The sequence below is a fragment of the Pseudomonas sp. MT92 genome, from assembly GCF_058792515.1.
In genome coordinates this window covers 358,480-378,477 of sequence record NZ_JBXAFA010000006.1, presented here as the reverse complement: position 1 = coordinate 378,477, position 19,998 = coordinate 358,480, and the positions used below count along the sequence as shown (strand labels likewise).

The 19,998-nt window shown below is 59.5% G+C and carries 18 protein-coding genes and 1 pseudogene; 11 read left to right on the top strand and 8 right to left on the bottom strand.

From position 1 onward, the window contains the following. The first annotated feature begins 215 nt into the window (after positions 1-215). Genes AC1Q6D_RS14375 through AC1Q6D_RS14365 form a run of 3 tightly spaced genes read left to right on the top strand, consistent with a single transcriptional unit; the run spans position 216 to position 3,781 of the window. Complete coding sequence (locus AC1Q6D_RS14375; RefSeq protein WP_103405087.1) at positions 216-875, top strand: paraquat-inducible protein A; 660 nt, start codon at positions 216-218, stop codon at positions 873-875. Further along, positions 862-1,485, top strand: coding sequence for a paraquat-inducible protein A (locus AC1Q6D_RS14370; protein ID WP_103405088.1), 624 nt, complete (start codon positions 862-864; stop codon positions 1,483-1,485). The genes AC1Q6D_RS14375 and AC1Q6D_RS14370 overlap by 14 nt, the downstream gene beginning before the upstream one ends. Beyond that, positions 1,478-3,781 (top strand): PqiB family protein, encoded by a 2,304-nt coding sequence (locus AC1Q6D_RS14365; protein WP_103405089.1) that lies wholly within the window; start codon positions 1,478-1,480, stop codon positions 3,779-3,781. The genes AC1Q6D_RS14370 and AC1Q6D_RS14365 overlap by 8 nt, the downstream gene beginning before the upstream one ends. An 84-nt stretch (positions 3,782-3,865) precedes the next feature. Here the strand turns inward: AC1Q6D_RS14365 and mksF are convergent, their stop codons facing one another. Genes mksF through mksB form a run of 3 tightly spaced genes read right to left on the bottom strand, consistent with a single transcriptional unit; the run spans position 3,866 to position 8,689 of the window. Beyond that, positions 3,866-6,706 (bottom strand): Mks condensin complex protein MksF, encoded by a 2,841-nt coding sequence (mksF, locus tag AC1Q6D_RS14360; RefSeq protein ID WP_103405090.1) that lies wholly within the window; start codon positions 6,704-6,706, stop codon positions 3,866-3,868. Beyond that, on the bottom strand, positions 6,703-7,404 hold the full coding sequence (gene mksE / locus AC1Q6D_RS14355; RefSeq protein WP_103405091.1) for an Mks condensin complex protein MksE: 702 nt from the start codon (positions 7,402-7,404) through the stop codon (positions 6,703-6,705). Before mksE ends, mksF begins: the two co-directional genes overlap by 4 nt. Then, positions 7,394-8,689 (bottom strand): Mks condensin complex protein MksB, encoded by a 1,296-nt coding sequence (gene mksB / locus AC1Q6D_RS14350; protein ID WP_103405092.1) that lies wholly within the window; start codon positions 8,687-8,689, stop codon positions 7,394-7,396. Before mksB ends, mksE begins: the two co-directional genes overlap by 11 nt. 206 nt (positions 8,690-8,895) lie before the next feature. Between mksB and AC1Q6D_RS14345 the strand changes: the two genes are divergently transcribed. Both AC1Q6D_RS14345 and rimI read left to right on the top strand, forming a co-directional pair. Continuing rightward, positions 8,896-9,642: an energy transducer TonB gene (locus AC1Q6D_RS14345; protein ID WP_103405093.1), complete on the top strand. Its 747-nt coding sequence runs from the start codon at positions 8,896-8,898 to the stop codon at positions 9,640-9,642. Continuing rightward, a complete protein-coding gene (gene rimI, locus AC1Q6D_RS14340; RefSeq protein WP_103405094.1) occupies positions 9,635-10,087 on the top strand; it encodes a ribosomal protein S18-alanine N-acetyltransferase in 453 nt (150 codons plus the stop codon). Before AC1Q6D_RS14345 ends, rimI begins: the two co-directional genes overlap by 8 nt. Before the next feature lie 68 nt (positions 10,088-10,155). On the opposite strand, the gene AC1Q6D_RS14335 is transcribed toward rimI, so the two are convergent. Beyond that, positions 10,156-10,560 carry a serine kinase/phosphatase gene (locus AC1Q6D_RS14335; RefSeq protein WP_103405095.1) on the bottom strand — a complete coding sequence of 135 codons (405 nt, stop codon included), beginning with the start codon at positions 10,558-10,560 and terminating at the stop codon, positions 10,156-10,158. A gap of 167 nt (positions 10,561-10,727) precedes the next feature. On the opposite strand from AC1Q6D_RS14335, the gene can reads away from it, so the two are divergent. After that, positions 10,728-11,372 (top strand): carbonate dehydratase, encoded by a 645-nt coding sequence (gene can, locus AC1Q6D_RS14330; RefSeq protein ID WP_103405096.1) that lies wholly within the window; start codon positions 10,728-10,730, stop codon positions 11,370-11,372. A gap of 5 nt (positions 11,373-11,377) precedes the next feature. Here can and AC1Q6D_RS14325 read toward each other — a convergent pair whose 3' ends face one another. From AC1Q6D_RS14325 to AC1Q6D_RS14315, 3 genes are all read right to left on the bottom strand, one after another. After that, a complete protein-coding gene (locus tag AC1Q6D_RS14325) occupies positions 11,378-11,902 on the bottom strand; it encodes an SET domain-containing protein-lysine N-methyltransferase (RefSeq protein ID WP_103405097.1) in 525 nt (174 codons plus the stop codon). Between the two features lie 150 nt (positions 11,903-12,052). After that, positions 12,053-13,225 (bottom strand): hypothetical protein, encoded by a 1,173-nt coding sequence (locus tag AC1Q6D_RS14320; RefSeq protein WP_103405098.1) that lies wholly within the window; start codon positions 13,223-13,225, stop codon positions 12,053-12,055. Positions 13,226-13,300: 75 nt separating this feature from the next. Next, complete coding sequence (locus AC1Q6D_RS14315; RefSeq protein WP_103405099.1) at positions 13,301-14,719, bottom strand: short-chain fatty acid transporter; 1,419 nt, start codon at positions 14,717-14,719, stop codon at positions 13,301-13,303. Positions 14,720-14,919: 200 nt separating this feature from the next. Between AC1Q6D_RS14315 and AC1Q6D_RS14310 the strand changes: the two genes are divergently transcribed. The 5 genes and pseudogenes from AC1Q6D_RS14310 to ddlA all read left to right on the top strand — a co-directional run bounded on the left by AC1Q6D_RS14310 (position 14,920) and on the right by ddlA (position 19,554). Then, positions 14,920-16,233: an MFS transporter gene (locus tag AC1Q6D_RS14310; RefSeq protein ID WP_103405100.1), complete on the top strand. Its 1,314-nt coding sequence runs from the start codon at positions 14,920-14,922 to the stop codon at positions 16,231-16,233. A gap of 129 nt (positions 16,234-16,362) precedes the next feature. Next, positions 16,363-17,091, top strand: a pseudogene (locus AC1Q6D_RS14305) (PAS domain-containing protein); the annotation flags it as partial. After that, a complete protein-coding gene (locus tag AC1Q6D_RS14300; protein ID WP_404943289.1) occupies positions 17,071-17,679 on the top strand; it encodes a methyl-accepting chemotaxis protein in 609 nt (202 codons plus the stop codon). The pseudogene AC1Q6D_RS14305 and the gene AC1Q6D_RS14300, both read left to right, overlap by 21 nt. 133 nt (positions 17,680-17,812) lie before the next feature. Further along, positions 17,813-18,412: a flavin reductase family protein gene (locus tag AC1Q6D_RS14295; protein WP_047533219.1), complete on the top strand. Its 600-nt coding sequence runs from the start codon at positions 17,813-17,815 to the stop codon at positions 18,410-18,412. 47 nt (positions 18,413-18,459) lie between these two features. Further along, complete coding sequence (gene ddlA / locus AC1Q6D_RS14290) at positions 18,460-19,554, top strand: D-alanine--D-alanine ligase (protein WP_103405102.1); 1,095 nt, start codon at positions 18,460-18,462, stop codon at positions 19,552-19,554. A 69-nt stretch (positions 19,555-19,623) separates the two neighbouring features. Here ddlA and AC1Q6D_RS14285 read toward each other — a convergent pair whose 3' ends face one another. After that, positions 19,624-19,995: a helix-turn-helix domain-containing protein gene (locus tag AC1Q6D_RS14285; RefSeq protein WP_103405103.1), complete on the bottom strand. Its 372-nt coding sequence runs from the start codon at positions 19,993-19,995 to the stop codon at positions 19,624-19,626. Positions 19,996-19,998 lie beyond the last annotated feature (3 nt).

Here is a 19,998-nt window from a genome sequence, read left to right as displayed (position 1 = left end):
GCAGTGAAACGATGCATCGCCGATGGTAGTGTGGGGTTTCCCCATGTGAGAGTAGGTCATCGTCAAGATTAAATTCCAAAACCCCTATCTGCGCATGCAGGTAGGGGTTTTGTTTTTGGCGCAAAAAAGCACGATTAATCACCGCAGAAATTTGAACAGTTATTTTTGATTCAGGGCACTAGAATAGGTCCAACTTTTTCGGAGCCAGAGCCCTTATGCCAGATCCGGTTGACGCCTCCGGGCTGTCAGATTTACCACTGGGCTATTTGGTGGCGTGTCACGAATGCGACTTGCTGATGCGCAAGCCCAAGCTTGCCCATGGCGAGAAAGCCCTGTGCCCGCGCTGCGGGTACGAGCTATACGCCCATCGACACAACGTGGTGCACCGCAGCTTGGCTTTGGTCATCGCGGCGCTTTTGTTATACGTCCCCGCGAACTTTTTACCCATCATGCAGCTCAATCTACTCGGGCAGTCATCGCAAGATACTGTCTGGAGCGGTGTTTTGGGGTTGTTCAATTCGGGTATGCAAGGCGTTGCCGTGATTGTGTTCCTGTGCAGCATGGGTATACCGCTGCTCAAGCTGCTGTGCCAGCTGACGGTATTGCTGAGCATTCATTTTGATGTCGGCCGCAGTTACGGTTTGCTGCTTTACCGTATTTATCACCATTTAAGAGATTGGGGGATGCTCGAGGTTTACCTCATGGGTGTACTCGTCGCCATCGTAAAACTGGCAGATATGGCAGCAATGACGATAGGTATCGGGCTGGCCTGCTTCGTTGCTTTGCTATTGGTTCAAGTCTGGCTGGAGGTTGTGATGTCGCCTCACCAGATCTGGCAGGCTTTATCAGGAGAGGATGCCCATGCGGGCGATTGATGCAGGCATTCTGATTTGCGCCGAATGCCATGAGTTGAACAAGCAGGAAGCTGATGCCGGTGAGCAGGTGTGTACTCGCTGTGGTGCCATAGTGCATGCCCGCCGTCCGAATAGCCTGATGCGCACCTGGGCGTTGCTGATTACTGCTGCCATTCTCTACATACCCGCCAATGTGTTGCCGATCATGACCGTGAGTTCGCTGGGCAAGGGTGACCCCAGCACTATCATGTCTGGCGTGATCCAATTGGTTCAGCACGGCATGATCCCTATTGCCGCCGTGGTTTTTATCGCCAGTATTCTGGTACCCACGTTCAAACTCGTGGGCATTGCACTGCTGCTGTATTCCGTACAGCGTCGTCAGCCACTTTCAGCCCGCCAACGTATATGGATGTACCGCTTCATCGAGTTCATCGGCCGCTGGTCGATGCTCGATATTTTTGTGATCGCCATTCTGGTGGCGGTCGTGAACTTCGGGCGACTGGCCAGCGTCGAAGCCGATCTTGGTGCCATAGCCTTTGCCAGTGTGGTCATCCTGACCATGCTGGCTGCAGTAACTTTCGATCCCCGACTGATTTGGGATAACACGGAGTCGGACGACGACCATGACTGATTTGCCAACAGCGAAAACCCGACCGGCCTCGAACTGGTCAGCCATTTGGGTACTCCCCCTGATCGCCCTGATCATCGGTAGCTGGCTTGGCTGGCGTGCTTATTCCGAGACTGGCATCGAGGTCCAGGTGCGCTTTGAAAGCGGCGAAGGCATTCAGGCCAACAAGACTGAAGTCGTCTACAAAGGCATGCCGGTCGGCAAGGTTAAAACGCTCAAACTCGATGATGAAGGAGCCTCCAAGGGCGTAATTGCCACCGTCGAAATGAATAAGGACGTGGAGCAATACCTGCGGACCAGCACGCGATTCTGGTTGGTCAAGCCGAGCGTAACCCTGGCCGGGATCACTGGCCTGGAGACCCTGGTTTCGGGCAATTACGTCGCGATCAGTCCCGGGGAAGGTGAGCCCACGCGCAAATTCAAGGCCCTGGCCCAGGAGCCGCCGCTATCCGACGCCCAGCCCGGGCTGCACCTGACGATCAAGGCTGATCGCCTGGGCTCGTTGAACCGCGGTAGCCCGGTGTTCTACAAACAAATCAAGGTCGGCCAGATCAAAAGTTACGTGCTGTCCGAAGATCAGAGCACTGTTGAACTCAAGGTCTTCATTGAGCCGACCTACGCCAAATTGGTGCGTAAACACACGCGCTTCTGGAACGCCAGCGGCATCAGCATCGATGCCAATCTGTCGGGCGTGAAGGTGCGCAGCGAGTCTCTTGCCAGCATTGTCGCGGGTGGCATCGCGTTCGCCACTCCGGAAAATCGCAGGGACAGCCCACCCACGGATCCGAGTCTGCCATTCCGTCTCTATGAGGACTTCGATGCCGCCGCGGCCGGTATCAAGGTCAAGGTCAAACTCAGTGACTTCGAAGGTCTGCAGGCCGGTCGTACGCCGGTCATGTACAAGGGCATTCAGGTTGGCACACTCAAGGCGCTCAAGGTTGACGCTGATTTGGCGGCTGCGAGCGCCGAACTGACGCTGGATCCGTTGGCTGAAGACTACCTCGTCGATGGCACTCAGTTCTGGGTGGTCAAACCGTCGATCTCGCTCGCCGGCATCACGGGGCTTGAGGCGCTGGTCAAAGGTAACTACATCGCCGTGCGTCCCGGGGATAAAGGCGCAGCGCCGCAACGCGAGTTCGTCGCGAGGCCCAAGGCGCCGCCGCTGGATTTGCGCTCGCCGGGTCTGCACCTGGTGTTGTTCACCGAGAACCTTGGTTCGCTGGAAGTCGGCAGCCCTGTTCTGTACAAGCAGGTCAAGGTCGGCTCGGTACAGAGCTATCAGTTTTCACGCAAGAAGAACCAACTGGTGATCGGTGTTCACATCGAGAAGGAATACGAAAACCTGGTCAATGCGTCGACCCGATTCTGGAATGCCAGCGGCATTACCCTGACGGGTGGGCTGACCGGAGGTATTCAAGTCAAAAGTGAGTCGTTGCAAAGCTTGATGGCGGGCGGCATTGCCTTTGAAACGCCACAGGCCAAGGCGCCTTTGCAAAAGCGGATTCCGCGTTTCCGGTTGTTTGCCAGTCATGATGAGGCTACGCAAAAAGGCGAGGTGATCACGATCAGGGTCGATCGCGCCGATGGCTTGCGCGCCGGTACACCGATTCGTTTCAAAGGGCTGGATGTCGGCAAGATTGAAGGCGTCGACCTCACGGACGACCTGCAATCGGTGCTTATCACCGCGCGACTCACTGAAGTGCCTGAGCGCATCGCCCGCGTCGGTAGCCAATTCTGGGTGGTCAAGCCCGAGCTGGGCTTGATCAAGACCTCTAACCTGGAGACCTTGGTCACCGGGCAATACATCGAGGTCCAGCCAGCACCAAAGAACCTTGGTCCGCAGAAAAACTTCACAGCCCTGGCCAGCCCCCCCGAGAGCGCCAGGGTTGAAGCCGGGTTGAGCCTGGTGTTGAGCGCGGCGCGGCGTGGTTCACTGAAAGCCGGTGTGCCGGTGACGTACCGTGAAATCACGGTCGGCAAAGTGACCGGGTATGAACTGGGTCAGACCGCGGACCGCGTGTTGATCCACATTCTGATCGAGCCGAAATACGCACCATTGGTTCGCAGCGGCACTCGTTTCTGGAACACCAGTGGTTTTGGTCTTGATGTCGGGCTGTTCAAGGGGGCGACTCTTCGTACCGAATCGCTGGAGACCCTGATTCAGGGTGGGGTTGCATTTGCCACTCCGGATGGCGAACGCATGGGTACTCCGGCGCGGGCGGAGCAGACGTTCCCGCTGTTTGACAAGTTCGAAGAGGAATGGCTGACCTGGGCGCCGAAGATCTTACTCGGTAAATAGTCCGGATCGGCCTTAGCCCTGCACCAATGAAAAAGGCCGCGATCCTGAGGATCGCGGCCTTTTTTGTTGCCATCAATTCAAGCGTCAGACCGCGTCCAGCTCCGGCTCGTCCGCTTCAGCATTGATGATCGCCTTCACCTGATCATGACGACGGATGTACTTCCAGTCCGCCTCGTCGATGTAGATGCCAGCCGGGCCGCTGCCGCCTTCCAGGTCGATAGCGACACTGGCGCAGACCTGTGGCTTCACGCTTGCCAGGATCGGTACGAAGCCCAGTTGCAGGCTGGTTTCCAGCAACGCTGCCTGGTTCTTCTCGTCGATGTCCGCCGCCTCGTCGAGGTAGTACGGCAAGCGCACACGGCCGGCCAGGTCGCGGTCCATCAAGTGCAGCAACAAGTACATGTTGGTCAGCGCCTTGATGGTCATCGTGGTGCCGTTGGACGCGGCGCCGTCGATGTCGGTGTGGATCACTGGCTGACCGTTGACCTTGGTGATCTCGAACGCCAGTTCGAACAAGTCCTTGAGGCCGAGCTGGTTGTGGTTCGCCGCCACCAGGCGTGCCAGGTATTCCTTGGCCTCTTCGTTCTTGTTGTCCTGTTCCGCGCTCTGGCTCAGATCGAACACCGACAGGGTTTCGCCTTCTTCGTACTGGCCGGCGCTGTGGATGATCTGGTCGATGTGCTTGAGCGCTTCCTTGTTCGGCGCGAGCACGATGCGGAAGCTCTGCAGGTTCGACACCTGACGTTTGTTGATCTCGCGGTTGAACAACGCCAACTGGTGCTCGAGGCTGTCGTAGTCGCTGCGGATGTTGCGCAGGGTGCGGGCGATGTCGGTAACGGCGGCGCGACGTGCCTTGCCCAGGGTCAGGGCTTCGTCGGTGCGGTGCGCGTAAGCGTTGATCAACAATTGCAGGCGCCGCTCCATATCGTCTTCGCTGTCGAACTTGGCCACGCCCTTGAGGCGCACCTGCGCGTACAGCGCTTCGATCTGGCCGTCGGCGCGAAGCAGACCTTGCCAACTGTCCTGATAATCGTTGAGCAGCGGCAACAGGTTATCCATGGAATCGTCGACCGGGTCCATGAACGGCGTGCCGAAAGGCAGGTCCGCCGGCAGTAGCTGACGGCGGCGCAAGGCGTCATCGAGCGTGCGTTGCTTGGCTTCCATGTCGGCGATCTGCCGGCCGACCAGTTGCAGCTTGGCCGACAGTTGCTGGACGCGTTCGGTAAAGGCATCGCTGGAGCGCTTCAATTCGTCCTGCGCGGCTTCCATTTGAGCCAGTTGCTCAAGCTTGTCGCCTTCTTCGGCGCTCAGGGTTTGCGCGCGACGGAAGTCTTCCAGGGCCTTCTGCGCATCCAGCACTTGCTGGTACAGCGCTTCGGTCTGGGTCTTGCTCGCGGCGCGGTCAGCGGCCACGGCTTGCTGGGTTTTCAGTTGCTTGAGTTCTTTGTCCAGGCGCTCTTTCTGGTCGCGCAGTGCCGCACGGTCAGCCAGGGCCTGCAAGGCTGGCGGCTCGATGTGGGAGATGTCGATGGACAGCCCCGGTACTTCGAAACGCTCGCCTTTGAAGCCGTCGAGGATCAGTTCTACGGATTTGACCCAGTCGCCGTTGTCGTCCAGCGCAATGCCGTGTTCGCCCAGGGGCAGGCTGAACAGCGCGCTGTTGAACAGACGCATCAAGCGTTCGACGTCCTGCTGCGAGAACTCTTCGCGCAAGCGGGCGTAGCTGTTGTTGTCGGCGTGATCGAGTTGCTGCTTGACCGACTTCAGACGTTTTTCCAGATCCCGCAGACGCTCTTCCAGATCCTCGGCGCTGAATTGTCGCGACTGCGCCAGCGCACCGGCCAGTTCATCGTGGGCGTCCTTGGCCGCGAGCAATTGCTGCTCCAGCACCTTGACGTCATCGACCAGGGCAAAGCGATGCTTGAGCACCGACAGCTCGCCGAGCCAGCGCTGGATGCCGGTAATTTCCCGCTCCAGACGCATCAGTTCCTGAGTGCCGCCGCGTTGATCGTTTTGCAGTTCGTCCTGCTCGCGACGGTAGTGTTCGGCCTGGATCGTCAGCTCTTCCTTGCGTGCGCCAGCGTAGTCTGACCAAGTGCCGAGCAAAGAGTCGAGCAAAGGCGAAATCCGGTGCAGTTTGCCACGCAGGATGTCGCGCTGTTTCACGCCGTTGGCCAAGGCTTCGACCAATGGGCCGGCGGCGACCAGCGAGTTGTAGTCCTGCTCCATGCGTCGTACATCGCGGAAGGCTTCTTCGCACGCCGCAATGTAATCCACGCTACCGGAACGCAGGCTGTGTTCGAAGGCATCCAGGAACAATTGCTTGAGCTTGGCCGCTGTGATTTCACGCATGTGCAGCAGGTTGATGAACAGGGCGCGGAAGGTCTTCAGGCTCTGCTCGCTGGTGGAGCGCAGCGGGATCAGCGTCAGGTCCAGCGGGATCGAGGTGTGGCCACCGACCAGCAAGCGACGCAATTCATCCGGCTTGAGTTCGTAGGCTTTCAGGCCTTCGCGTTCAAGGTTGGTGAACAGTTCCTTCTGACGCAGGCAGGTATCGTTTTTCTGATAATGGGCTAGGTCCAGTTTGCCGGCATAGGCAAAGAACTGGTGACCGAAACCGCCGCCCGGACCACGACCGACCACGCCGATCACGTGCGGACCGTGGGGCAGGTTCACTTCGACGAGGATGTAACTGGTGTCCGAGGCAAAATAGAAGCGCCGGGATTGTTCCAGGCTGTACTTGCCGAAACTCATGTCCGACATGCGCGCCAGGATCGGGAACTGCAAGGCGTTGATCGAGGCGGATTTGCCCAGGTTGTTCGCGCCGTAGACCGACAGCGGTTCTTCCAGCGGGAACAGCCCGAGGCTGTAACCGGCGGTGTTCAGTAGGGCAAAGCGGCGGATGCCGTAGCGTTCCTTGCTCATGCGTCGAGCTCCTGTTCTTCGGCGATGGCGCGGGCCAGAGCATCTTCTTCGCTTTCACCATCGAATTCGCTCAAATCGAGCGGGTCGTCGGTCTGCAGCAGCTTTTCATCGCTGTCTTCGTCGATCAGCACCGGCGCCGGCAGTGGCAGCACGCTGTGCAGGCTGGCCGCCAGATCACGGTCCTGTTGAACCGACAGGCACACATCGAGGAAGCGGTGCATCGGCGGCAGGAAGCGGTAGACGCCGTTTTCTTCACTGGCGAAGCCGAGCTGGGTCATGCGGCGCATGATTTTTTCTTCCAGTTCGTCCTGGGTCTGCACTTCGGCCTGGATGAACAGGTCGCGATACTTCTCGAGCAACGATGGCAGTTCATCACGGCCGAGGCTGCCGCCGTCGAGCACGGCGATCGGGTCGCGGCCCTGGTCGGCCAGGTGCTCGACGAGGATGAACGTGAACAGTGCCAGGCGCTGGGCCGTCTTGTTCACCGCCGCCGCCGCGAGGTCCGGCACGAAGTAGTAGAAACCACGGGTGTCGCAGACCAGTTCAAAGCCCAGCGCCTTGAACAGCGTGCGGTACTGGTCCTGAAAGTTCGACAGCTGCGCGTACAGCTCTGGATCGCGACGGCTGACGTGGTAGCCCTTGAACAGCTCGCGAAAGATCGGCGCCAGCTGAGACAGTTCGGATAGATCAACTTGCATGGGGAGTACTGGCATGGAGGGTGCTCGCAGAATTCTCGGAGGCGTCAGGACCGGCCGAGAGCAGGGCGAAGGAGCGCAGGCTGACCTGGTGCTCGTGTGTGAAGTAATCGCGGCGTTCCAGACGTTCGCGTTTGAAGCGCTTTTCCCGCGACAGGCGCGAGAACCAATACAGCAGTTCGTCGGTGGCGCCGTCCGGTTCCTGCTCCAGCAGCCAGGTCATCAGGTCTGGCATCGGCAGGGCGTCTTCGCAACGGTCGAGCATCTCCCGGACCGTGCGTGGCGCACGCGGGGCATCGCCGCCCTTGTGGGTCTTGTGTGCCTTGGGGAAGCGCGCCGGTTTCGGCTCGAAACGGGCCAGCGCGTAAACATAGGCCTCGACCTGACTGGCACTGCCGAGAAAGGTGCTTTGCGGCCGCGTGAACATCGGCATCGCGGCTTGTGGCACCGCGTCGATACCCTTGCGGCGAATCATCGACAGGGCCAGCGCCGCACCGCGGGTCACGGCGTTGTGACGACGGGCTTCTTCACGCAGCGGCAGCAGCAACTCACGGGCGTGACGCAGGGTCAGTTGCGCACTGGTCTGCATTTCGAGGATCCGCGCGTGGGTGCGCAGCAGCATGTCGTCATCAACCAGATGGCCGAGGCGTTGCTGCTCGGTGAGCATGCGCAGCAGCACGTTTTCGACCTTGCGCACACCCTGTTCAAAGGCGCCGTCGGCGTTGACCAACTGAATCATCGGCTCGACGTATTCGTCCCAGGTCGCGAGGACCTCAGCGTAACGCTGGCGCAGCGGGATCTGCCGGTCGCTGGTCTTGGCCCGCTCGGCAACGGCCACCAGGGCCTGTTCGTCGTTGGCGAGTTTTTTCAATACATCGCGTACGCGCATGTCCAGCAGACGCAGTTGGCGCGCCAGATCATTGCCGTCGCGGATGTCGAAGGCGTCCTGGATGTAGCCGGCCAGGCGTTCGAGATGACGCAAATAGGCTTCGATCTCCAGACACAGGCCCAGACGGTGTTCACGGCGCAGGTAAGCGAGGAAGTCGTGGATCTGCGCGTTGAGCTCGAACCGGTTCGGGCTTTTCGCCACGGGAACCAGAATGTCGAGGCGAATCCACACGTCCAGCAGGCTGGTGATGTCCTGCGGCGTACTGTCGAGTTGCTGGGCGGCCAGCTGTGAACGCAGTTCGTTGAGGCTCAGTGTGCCTTGGTCGAAGTGCTCGCACAATGGCTCCAGAAGTGCCCAGTGTTCAGCGAGGGCGCGCAAGACGCGCTTGGGTTCGATCATCGGAATGGCCGGCTGGTTGGCGATTAAAAGCCGAGATTGTACTGCATCGGGACCGATGCGATTCACTCTCGGGACGGACTGTCGCTTTTCTAACGATCAACTGCGGGCGATCTTGAGCGAAGGGCGGTAGAATCACCGCACTTTAGTTATCCACAAGTGGCCGACCTTTGCTTATCGAGTCTCGCCGCCGCGCCTATTTGAACGCCATGCAGGTGGTCAATTGGCTGCCGCGCACCGAATTGCCCTTTGCTGCACCGTCGCGGCCCGAACTGCTGGAGCTGCCCGAGCCGTTGCCCGTCGCCCCGGCAGTGCCGGCACCTGCGGCCCAGGCGCCTGTGGAGCCGCAGGTCAAACTGGCCGAGCGGGTGAAAATCGAAGTACCACGGCCATCGTTGGCAAGCTCGCGCACCGGGGCCAAACCGGTGGAAGAAGTCGTAGAAGCGCCGGTCGTCACCAGGGTCGCCCCCGTACCGCCACCTCGTTTTGCCCTGCAGTTGCTGCGGGCAGGGCGTTGCCTGCTGCTGGTGGAGTTACCCACAGGCGAGGCGTTCCAGGCCCGCGATCCCGCTTATCTGTTGCTCAAGGACATGTTGCGCGCCGCCGGCCTGCCGGACAGCCCGCAGATCATCGGCGAGCCGGTGCGCTGGCCGCTGCTGGCCCGAGGCACCATGGATCAGGGCCCGGAAGCGGCGCGTGACTTCGTACAGGGCTTTATCTCGGCCCGGCTGGAAGACGCGCCGTGCGTCTGTCTATGGCTGATCGGCCTGCCTGCCGTGCGTTTTGCCGGGGAGGCCAATGCCGAATCCTTCAATCGTGAACGCCAGGTCGAAGGCCTGGGCTCGGTCTGGGCCTTGCCTGGCCTGGAATTATTAATGGAAGAGCCACAGCGTAAGGCTGATGTCTGGCAAGCCATGCGTCGGCTGATGGCGCGCTGGAAAGAATCGAATGAGTGACGCTGTATCGTTCCGCCCGATGACCGAGGCGGACCTGGAAGCTGTACTGAAAATCGAATACGCGGCCTACAGCCATCCCTGGACCCGAGGGATTTTTCTCGATGGCCTGGGCAAGTACCAGATCTGGCTGATGTTCGAAGGGCAGCAGCAGGTGGGCCACGGTGTGGTGCAGATCATTCTCGATGAGGCGCACCTGCTGAACATCACCGTCAAACCGGAAAGCCAGGGTCGTGGCCTGGGTTTGACGCTGCTGGAGCATTTGATGTCGATTGCCTACAAGGCCGATGCCCGGGAATGTTTCCTGGAGGTCCGCGACAGCAACACGGCGGCGTTCAAGTTGTATGAGCGCTATGGCTTCAACGAGATCGGACGTCGGCGGGATTACTACCCGGCGGTGGGCGGACGCGAAGATGCGGTGGTCATGGCCTGTACGCTGGTAGATTGAACATCTTTGTTACAACTTAAACGCCGATTGCTGCGCAGGAGCCACCAAAGGCTCCTGTCCAGGATCGATCAACGCTTGCGGTCCAGCGGATCGCGCCGGGCCATTTCCTCTTCATCCAGCCCATTGCCCCCACCGATGTCGTCTTCATCGACAATGCTCAAGTCCCAATCAGCCTGATCCCCTTGACCCGCTTCATGGGCATCGCGGGCGCCGTCTTCGCGGATCAGGGTTTCCGGGCTCATGTCATCATCCGTGGGTTCGTGATCAGCGGTCGATGCACCGGTCATGCCGGCTTCGCGTACGCGCCGACGAGACATCAGTTGCGCTCGCTCGCTGTCCGGCAACTCGTCGCCGATCCTGGCATCGGGTTCTTCCTCGTCGAAATCCAGCTCATGCACCGAACCCATGCGGTCTTCGTTGTCATCGATGGGTTCTGGTTGCACCGCATCATATGGACGTCGTGAATCAGTCATGGCAATTCCTCATACTGTGGGCCTTACTAGGTGGACCCACTGGGTTACCGAGAATTCCACCGGCATGGAGCGCCATTTACGAGCTTTCGGTGGCATGTGCATAAAGCGCGTGACCTCGACGGGCGGTTGTCTGTCAAAGCAGCGCATCATTCTCGAGGCTTCATTGCATGAACGAACTACAAGATCTGATCGACAACAACGAGCGCTGGGCTGACGCGATCACCAAAGAAGATCCTGACTTCTTCGCCAAGCTGGCTCGCCAACAGACTCCCGAGTACCTGTGGATCGGCTGTTCCGATGCCCGGGTGCCGGCCAACGAGATCGTCGGCATGCTGCCGGGCGATTTGTTCGTACACCGCAACGTGGCCAATGTGGTGTTGCACACCGACCTCAACTGCCTGTCGGTGATTCAGTACGCGGTTGACGTACTCAAGGTCAAACACATTCTGGTCACCGGCCACTATGGTTGCGGTGGTGTTCGAGCCTCGATGCAGGATCGCCAGTTCGGCCTGATCGACGGCTGGCTGCGTTCGATTCGCGACCTTTACTACGAGAAGCGCGAAGAACTCGCCAAACTGGCCACTGAAGAGGAGCAGGTCGATCGGCTCTGCGAACTCAATGTGGTTCAGCAAGTGGCCAATGTCGCCCATACCAGCATCGTGCAAAACGCCTGGCACCGCGGACAGAGCCTGTCGATCCACGGTTGCATCTACGGCATCAAGGACGGTCGCTGGAAAAGCCTGAACACTACGATCAGTGGCTTCGAGCAATTGCCGCCACAGTACCGCCTGCGTCCGGTCGAAGCGAAGTAACGCATTCAGTCGAACAGATGCCGACGCCAGCGCTGTAAAAAGGCCTGGCCGTCGGCGTTTGGCGATTCGTTGTAGCCGGTGATCCAGCCGCGACATTTGTACGAACCGCATTGACAGGCGAACTGACGCAACAGTTTGTCTTCGGTGGCGGCGTAGTCGATCGTCAGCCAGTCACCTTTCTGTATGTCCTTCAGCGCCCACAGCCATAGCTCGCCCATGTCGAGAAAGACATTTGGGTCGCAAGCGTGTTGCAGCAATCCACAGAAGCGTGGGTCGAAGACATGCACGCCGGGAGCGAGTTGCCTGGTATGTCGGCAACGATAGGGCAGTAGTTGTCCCGATATCCGGCAAATTCGGCTGATACGGGGAAACTCGCGCAAGGCAGCAATGGCGATCGCTGCGCCTTTGTCGTTGGTGATGACCTCGAAGTCGGCCCGGGAGGGGAATCCCAGGCGAACCGGAAGGTGCGCAAACGGATAGACACCGGCTGGCGGTGCGGCGAGGGGATTGCGAGGGGCATTGGCTTTCATAACGATCCTTGTTGGCTGGATGCTGCGACTTCCTCCAACTGACGATCCTGTCAGCGCTGCAACATGGTTTCGCCCAAGCCTCTCGCAGATGAGTCGGCGGGTCTACTGTCATAACTGACAGCGAGACCGGCCGTTCATCGGTTCTTTGGTCTAAAACGCTGGAGCGGGAAGTGCGGTTTCCGGTGCAGGTGCCTTGAGTTGTTTGAGCTGGGCCTGGATCGTTGCCGACGCGCATTTGCCTGCAGCTTGTTGAGGCGTCAGATTGCGGATCGAGGTGTAGAACAGCTCGCAGGTTTTATCTTTCTGGGCCACTTGCCAGGTTTGCGTGCAACTCCTGAGCTCAATATCAGCATTGCTGTCAGTCTCGCGGCCCATGGCGGCCTGCCAGCACGCGGCGCTCAGGTCCTGTCCCATGACTTTCAGTCCCGCTGCATCGGCTTTGGCCTTGGCATCGGTGCCGGTGTAGTTTGCCGGGTCGGCGGCGTACCAAATGTAGCTCGGGTGGTTGGCACCCAGAACGGGTACTTTCAGCCCTTCGTTCGGGCTGATATTCACCAGGCCCAGTACATTCACCGTCGGCCCGTAGTGTTGTTTGATCCAGTCACGCACCGGTGAACCAAACGCAACCATCGGCACGGCCTCGCCGCTGGCATTTCGGCTGAGGTTCTTGACCATGGTGGTCTGGTAGTCCTTGAAGTAATCGTAGACACCTTCCAGGTCCTTGCCGGCGTTGGACGGCGCGGCAATCGGAGCGATGTCGATGATCGTCTGGTAGCTCGGCGTCTGCTCGGCCGGGACGCCATTGATCGTCAGTAATGAGGCCCAGCGATCCGTCGTGGCTGACTTGAGGTAATCCTGGGCCTGGGTCAATGAATAGTCGGGCGGGAAGTGCAGCAATTCGACGCTTCTGCGGTTTTCCAGGGGCATGCCCAGCGGCAGGAAAAAATACCAGTTATAGGCCCACTTGCCGTCGGCATTCAGTTTGCTGGCGCCGGTGTAAGCCAGATCGCCGGCGTCGAGCAGCGCCGTCAAGGGTTTTTGATAGTCGGCGGGTACGCCGCTGATGACAGTGAAGAGCTGACCATTATCGGTTTTGACCAGAACCTTCGCGGTGCCGTAGCCATCGCGCTGCACGCTTTGGGTCAGGTAATGCTCGACCGTTTGCTCCAGTGTCCAGTTGCGAAAGCAAATCACGTTGCAGTTGTTGGGATAAGCAAAAAGACGCGTGAGGCGTTCGGTGCTGCCCAGGTTCAGGGTCACATCGGCGTGGGCGGCGGCGCTCAGGGTGAGTGCCGCGAGCGTCAGTCCTACGAGTTTAATCATGCTCAGATCCTTTTTAGCCTGTGGGTCCGTCTCAAATGTGGGAGCTGCACCGCCTCCCACAAAAGTTCCAGCGGTCTACGGCATTACCGGTGGCGTATACGCCAGCGTCGTTCCCAGCGCCCAAAGCAACAGCAACACCAACGGCGTGTGCACCAGCAGTTGCACGAACGAAAATCCGATCAGGTCCCGTGCTTTCAGCCCGAGCACGCCCAGCAGCGGCAGCATATAGAACGGGTTGATCAGGTTGGGCAGGGCTTCGGCGGCGTTGTAGATCTGCACGGCCCAACCCAGGTGGTAGTTCAGATCCGTGGCGACTTGCATCACATACGGCGCCTCGATGATCCACTTGCCGCCACCGGACGGAATGAAGAAGCCGAGGATCGCCGAGTACACGCCCATCAGCAGCGCATAGGTATCGTGGGAAGCGATGCTGACGAAGAAGGTCGAGATGTGATGGGCCAGGGTCTGGGCATCGGCACCTTTGACCGTGGTCATCAACGCGGCGATCGAGCCGTACAGGGGGAACTGGATCAGCACGCCGGTGGTGGTCGGTACCGCACGGGCCACGGCGTCGAGGAAGCTGCGCGGGCGCCAGTGCAGCAGCGCACCAAGCATGATGAACAGGAAGTTATAGGTGTTGAGGCCGGAGATCGCACTGATCGCCGGTTTGGTCGAGAACTCATGGAACAGCCATCCGGCGGCCAGCAGCACCAACAGTATGATGAGCAGCGGGCTGTGCTCCAGCCATTCGCCGGGACGGGTGCGTGGTTGCAGGGGCGGTAGATTGAAACTCGGGTCGACACCGCAGTCCTTGGCGTCCCGTGCCGAGTTGGGGCCGGGGGCGGTTGCGTAGGCGATGATGATCGAGACGACGACCAGCGCCAACAGCATCACACCCGACTGCCAGAGAAAGATGGTCTGGGTGAAGGGAATGACCCCGGTGATTGACAGAATCGACGGCGGCAGGCTGGCCGGGTTGGCCTGCAATTGTGCCGCGGACGATGACAAGCCCAAGGCCCACACCGCGCCAAGGCCCAGGTACGCTGCGGCACCGGCGGCGCGATAGTCCATTTTCAGGTCGGTACGGCGGGCGAGGGCGCGCACCAGCAAGCCGCCGAACACCAGCGACAGGCCCCAGTTCAGCAGCGATGCAACCATGGAGATCAGCGCCACCCAGGCCACGGCGGAGCGGCCGTTTTTCGGGATTTTCGCCAGACGGTCGATCAGCTTGACTGCCGGTGGCGAGCTGGCGACCACATACCCGCCGATCACCACGAACGCCATTTGCATGGTGAACGGGATCAGGCTCCAGAAACCGTCGCCGAACGCCATGGCCGCGTCGGTGGGTTTGGCGCCCATGGCCATGGTGGCGAGGGCGACGATAATCACGGCCAGCGCGGCAAACACCCAGGAATCGGGGAACCAGCGTTCGGCAAAACTTGAGCAGCGCAGGGCAAAGCGGGCGGAGCGGCTATCTTCGATATCAGCGGCCACGGGAGTACCTCGAATTATTATGTTTATTGTGGTCTTCGGGGCGGTAGCGGCCCGCTCGGACAGACATCGACATTAATTCACCCGAAAGTTTTGTGCGGGGCTGTTTTGCGACTATGCGACTTTAGTCTAGCGGGTTGTCCGCTGGCGCGTTTGCGTAGACCATGGGCGCCTTGGTTTTTGCCTGCACCAGAGTTCTTTTCATGACTGCCCACACCGATTCACCCCCGATGCCCTTCAACCGCTCGGACTACAAAACCCTGGGGCTTGCGGCCCTCGGCGGTGCGCTGGAAATCTACGATTTCATCATCTTCGTATTTTTCGCGCTGACCCTGAGCCAGTTGTTCTTCCCGCCGGAAATGCCTGAATGGCTGCGCTTGCTGCAAAGCTTCGGCATCTTCGTCACCGGCTATCTGGCACGTCCTCTGGGCGGGATTCTGATGGCGCATTTCGCCGACCGTTTGGGCCGCAAGAAGGTCTTCAGCCTGAGCATCCTGATGATGGCGTTGCCCTGTCTGCTGATCGGAATCATGCCGACCTACGCGCAAATCGGCTATTTCGCCCCGCTGCTGCTGTTGCTCCTGAGAGTGTTTCAAGGGGCGGCCGTGGGCGGTGAAGTGCCGAGCGCCTGGGTGTTCGTCGCCGAGCATGCGCCTGCGGGCCATCGGGGCTATGCCCTGGGTTTTTTGCAGGCAGGACTGACCTTCGGTTATCTGCTCGGTGCCTTGACGGCCACCTTCCTGGCGCAGGCCTTCACCCCGGTCGAAATCCTCGATTACGCCTGGCGTTACCCGTTTCTGCTGGGCGGCGTGTTTGGTGTGATCGGCGTCTGGCTGCGCCGCTGGCTCAGTGAAACGCCGGTATTCATGGCCATGCAGGCGCGGCGCGAGCAAACCGTGGAGCTGCCGCTGCGCAGTGTCCTGCGTGAACATCGCCTGGCCATGCTGCCGGCAATGATCCTCACCTGTGTGTTGACGTCGGCGGTGGTGGTGTTCGTGGTCATCACGCCAACCATGATGCAGAAAACATTCGGCATGACCGCTAGTCACACCTTCGCCCTGAGCGCGTTGGGCATTGTTTTTCTGAACATTGGCTGCGTGCTCGCCGGGTTACTGGTCGATCGCATTGGCGCGTGGCGCACAGTGATGTTGTATAGCCTGCTGCTGCCGTTGGGTATCGGCGTGCTTTACACCTGTCTGATCAGCGGCGGCGACTGGGTCGGTCTGGCCTACGCGGTGGCGGGGCTCGGTTGCGGAGTGGTCGGTGCGGTGCCCTCGGTGATGGTCAGCCTGTTCCCGGCGCGGGTTCGTGTGTCGGGCATCTCGTTCACCTACAACATTGCCTACGCGGCCTGGGCCAGTATCACACCGCTGCTGTTGATCGGTCTGATGCCGTGGAGTCCGTGGGTCTGTGTGATTTTCTGCGCGGTGATGGGGGCGGTGGGCGTAAGCAGCGCGGCATACTTCGGCACGCGGATGCCGAAAATCGCAAGGTGTTCGACCGTTGGCGCTGCGTGAATCAACAACACGATGGGGGTGCCTGAACTATTTTTGTAGGACAAAGCTGAAACACTCTTCAGAAAAGACCCGCAAGGCCGATGGCTAGGCTGTAAATCGCTTTCTACCCCAGTCCATCGGTGCATCCCCATGTTCAATAAACGCTTGAAGCAGGAGCTATCGGCTCTTCGCGAAGAACTCTCCAGCCTTCAGCAAGTGAAGGAAAGCCTGGAAAGCGAGATGCTTGTGTTGACCCTCGATACAGATGGGCGGGTCCAATCGGTTAATCAGAATTTCCTCAGCGAAATGCACTACAAGAGCGACGAGCTGATTGGCCGGCGCATCGAAGAAATCGTTCCCGAGCATGTGAGAAACGACGAATTCCAGTTGCGTTTCAAGGCGGCGATGAGCCGTGGCGAGCACTTTGCCGGCGCGGTGCGCCTGTTGCGGGGCACCGGCCAGGAAGCATGGTTGCGTTCGATCCTGCAGCCAGTGCGCTCGGCCAGTGGCCAAATCAAGCATTTTTCGATTTTCTCCAGCGACCTGACCCGCACCATCGAGACCTCCCGTGAACACGAAAACCTGATCGGTGCGCTGATGCGTTCGACGGCGGTGATCGAGTTCGATCTCGATGGCAATGTGTTGAGCGCCAACGACCGCTTTCTCAGCGGCATGGGTTACAGCCTGGCGCAGATCAAGGGCAAGCATCACCGCATGTTTTGCCTGCCGGAAGAGGCCAACAGTGCCGAGTATCAGGACTTCTGGCGTCGACTGAACGCGGGTGAGTATGTGGTTGATCGCTTCAAGCGCCTCGATAGCCAGGGTCGTACGGTATGGCTGGAGGCCTCTTACAATCCGGTGGTCGATGCCAATAACAAACTTTACAAAGTGGTGAAATTCGCCACGGTGGTCACCGATCAGGTCAATCAGGAGCAAGCCGTCGCCGAAGCAGCGAACATCGCCTACAGCACCTCGCAGCAAACCGATCAGAGCGCCCAGCGAGGCAGTACCGTGGTCAATCAGGCGGTGGAAGTGATGCGTGATCTGGCCAAGCACATGCAAACCGCAGGTGATGGCATTGAGGCGCTCAATGAGCAGTCGCTGGTGATTGGCACCATCGTCAAAACCATCAGCGGCATCGCCGAACAAACCAACCTGCTGGCGCTCAACGCGGCCATCGAAGCGGCACGTGCCGGTGAGCAGGGCCGAGGGTTTGCCGTGGTGGCGGATGAAGTCCGGCAACTGGCTTCGCGGACCAGCCAGGCCACCGACGAAATTGTTGTGGTGGTGCGGCAGAACCAGGATATGGCGCGCAACGCCGTGGCCCTGGTCACCGACGGCAAGCTGCAGGCCGAACACGGGCTGACGCTGGCGGCGGAAGCCGGCACGGTGATTGTCGAGATCCAGGACGGTGCGCAGAAAGTGGTGAATGCGGTGGGGCAGTTTGCCAATCAGTTGGCGACCTGATCCGCTAAAAGATCGCTGCCTTCGGGTTCACATCCGGTGTCGACGCGGAGCAGGCTCTGATCCTTACACCTGATCAAGCCAGCTCTCGCAAGATGTCGTTACAATCGGCTCTTTCCCCCAGGAGCAGACATCCATGAGCGTTTCTCACCGTCGCCCGGTCCCGTTGTCCAAAGCCTACCGTCTGCTCAATCATGGGCCCACCGTTCTGGTTAGCGCGGCCCATGACGGTCAGCGCAATATCATGGCGGCGGCCTGGGCCATGCCGCTGGATTTCGAACCACCGAAAATCGCTGTGGTGCTGGACAAGTCCACCTGGACCCGACAGCTGCTGGAAGCCTCCGGGACCTTCGTGCTGAACGTTCCCTGCGCCGCCCAGGCCGATATCGTCCAAACCGTTGGGTCGACATCTGGCCTGGAGCTGACGCGGGAGCAAGGGCGCGACAAATTCCAGATCTATGACTTGCCGACATTCGATGCCGAGCTGATCGACGCGCCGATGCTCGAAGGCTGCGTTGCCTGGCTCGAATGCCGGTTGCTGCCGGAACCCGACAACCATCAGCAGTACGATCTGTTTCTGGCGCAGGTGATTGCCGCTCAGGCCGACGAGCGGGTATTCAGTGACGGACGTTGGCACTTTGAGGGCCAGGACGCGTTGCGCACCCTGCACCACGTCGCCGGTGGGCACTTTCTGACCATCGGCAACCCGGTGGATGGCAAAACCTTACAGCCCTGAGTTGGCTGCTACCCTAGCCATAAAGAGATTCACGAAGAGGTCAGGCAATGAGCAAGTTGCGGGTGGGGATTGTTTTCGGGGGCCGGTCGGCAGAGCACGAAGTGTCGTTGCAGTCGGCGAAAAACATCGTCGATGCGCTGGATCGTTCGCGCTTCGAACCGGTGTTGATCGGTATCGATAAACAAGGCCACTGGCACCTCAATGACCCGTCGAATTTCCTGCTGAATCAGGAAAACCCGGCGCTGATCGCCCTCAATCAGTCCAATCGCGAATTGGCCGTCGTGCCGGGCAAGGTCAGCCAGCAATTGGTCGAAACCTCCAGTCAGGAATTGTTGGGCCATGTCGATGTGATCTTCCCGATTGTCCACGGGACCCTCGGTGAAGACGGTTGCCTGCAAGGGCTGTTGCGCATGGCCGACCTGCCGTTTGTCGGCTCCGATGTGCTCGGTTCGGCGGTGTGCATGGACAAGGACATCAGCAAACGTCTGCTGCGCGATGCCGGGCTGGCGGTCACGCCCTTCGTGACCCTGACCCGAGCTACCGTGGCGCGCAACGGATTTGCCGAGATGGCGGACAAGCTCGGTTTGCCGTTGTTCGTCAAACCTGCAAACCAGGGCTCTTCCGTGGGGGTGAGCAAAGTCAACGACGAAGCCGAATACACCGCGGCCGTCGAGCTGGCATTGAGTTTCGATGCCAAAGTGCTGGTCGAGTCTGCCGTCAGTGGCCGCGAGATCGAATGCGCGGTGCTCGGTAACGAAGACGCCATCGCCAGCGGTTGTGGCGAAATCGTGGTGCACAGCGGGTTTTATTCCTACGACAGCAAGTACATCGATGACAAGGCCGCTGAAGTGGTGGTGCCGGCCAGCATCAGTCACGAGGCCAGCGAACGTATTCGTGCCATGGCCGTCGAAGCGTTCCACGTCCTGGGCTGTTCCGGGCTGGCGCGGGTCGATGTGTTTCTGACCGACAGCGGTGAAGTGCTGATCAACGAAATCAATTCGCTGCCCGGATTCACCCGCATCAGTATGTACCCGAAACTGTGGCAGGCCGCTGGCATGACCTACAGTGAACTGGTCACGCGGTTGATCGAACTGGCGTTGGAGAAACACCGGAGTCGGCAGGCGCTGAAAATCAGTCGATAAGCCGGCGTGACGGCGGTGATCAAGGGGTGTCGCCTGCTGGCCTGATTCTGAAGTTCGTCCGATGCTCGATCAGGCCTGTTTGATTGGCTTGATCAGGCTCTGCGCTGGTATTCCAAATAGATCATGCAGTTTCCAGATCATGGGAAGTGTCAGCGCTCGTTTTCCATTCAGTACTTCATAGACCCGGTTTGTTCTGCCAATCGCAGGTGCGAGGTCTGCAGCGGACAAGCCGGATTGCTCCATGCGAAATTTGATCGCATCGATCGGGTTGGGGAGATCGACTGGGAACTGCTTCGATTCGTAGGCTTCGATAAGCGTGATCATGATCTCAAAGTAGTCACCTTCAGGGGTGCCAGGATCTGGTTCGTTATCGAACAGCGCTGACACATTGTTGAGCGCTTCACGGTAATCCTCGTCAGTGCGAATGGGGCGAATGTTCATGGG

Excerpts from the sequence above, each read along its gene's own strand:
- AC1Q6D_RS14375 (WP_103405087.1), top strand. The coding sequence starts at position 216 with ATGCCAGATCCGGTTGACGCCTCCGGGCTGTCAGATTTACCACTGGGC.
- AC1Q6D_RS14370 (WP_103405088.1), top strand. The coding sequence starts at position 862 with ATGCGGGCGATTGATGCAGGCATTCTGATTTGCGCCGAATGCCATGAG.
- AC1Q6D_RS14365 (WP_103405089.1), top strand. The coding sequence starts at position 1,478 with ATGACTGATTTGCCAACAGCGAAAACCCGACCGGCCTCGAACTGGTCA.
- mksF (WP_103405090.1), bottom strand. The coding sequence starts at position 6,706 with ATGAGCAAGGAACGCTACGGCATCCGCCGCTTTGCCCTACTGAACACC.
- mksE (WP_103405091.1), bottom strand. The coding sequence starts at position 7,404 with ATGCAAGTTGATCTATCCGAACTGTCTCAGCTGGCGCCGATCTTTCGC.
- mksB (WP_103405092.1), bottom strand. The coding sequence starts at position 8,689 with ATGATCGAACCCAAGCGCGTCTTGCGCGCCCTCGCTGAACACTGGGCA.
- AC1Q6D_RS14345 (WP_103405093.1), top strand. The coding sequence starts at position 8,896 with ATGCAGGTGGTCAATTGGCTGCCGCGCACCGAATTGCCCTTTGCTGCA.
- rimI (WP_103405094.1), top strand. The coding sequence starts at position 9,635 with ATGAGTGACGCTGTATCGTTCCGCCCGATGACCGAGGCGGACCTGGAA.
- AC1Q6D_RS14335 (WP_103405095.1), bottom strand. The coding sequence starts at position 10,560 with ATGACTGATTCACGACGTCCATATGATGCGGTGCAACCAGAACCCATC.
- can (WP_103405096.1), top strand. The coding sequence starts at position 10,728 with ATGAACGAACTACAAGATCTGATCGACAACAACGAGCGCTGGGCTGAC.
- AC1Q6D_RS14325 (WP_103405097.1), bottom strand. The coding sequence starts at position 11,902 with ATGAAAGCCAATGCCCCTCGCAATCCCCTCGCCGCACCGCCAGCCGGT.
- AC1Q6D_RS14320 (WP_103405098.1), bottom strand. The coding sequence starts at position 13,225 with ATGATTAAACTCGTAGGACTGACGCTCGCGGCACTCACCCTGAGCGCC.
- AC1Q6D_RS14310 (WP_103405100.1), top strand. The coding sequence starts at position 14,920 with ATGACTGCCCACACCGATTCACCCCCGATGCCCTTCAACCGCTCGGAC.
- AC1Q6D_RS14295 (WP_047533219.1), top strand. The coding sequence starts at position 17,813 with ATGAGCGTTTCTCACCGTCGCCCGGTCCCGTTGTCCAAAGCCTACCGT.
- ddlA (WP_103405102.1), top strand. The coding sequence starts at position 18,460 with ATGAGCAAGTTGCGGGTGGGGATTGTTTTCGGGGGCCGGTCGGCAGAG.
- AC1Q6D_RS14285 (WP_103405103.1), bottom strand. The coding sequence starts at position 19,995 with ATGAACATTCGCCCCATTCGCACTGACGAGGATTACCGTGAAGCGCTC.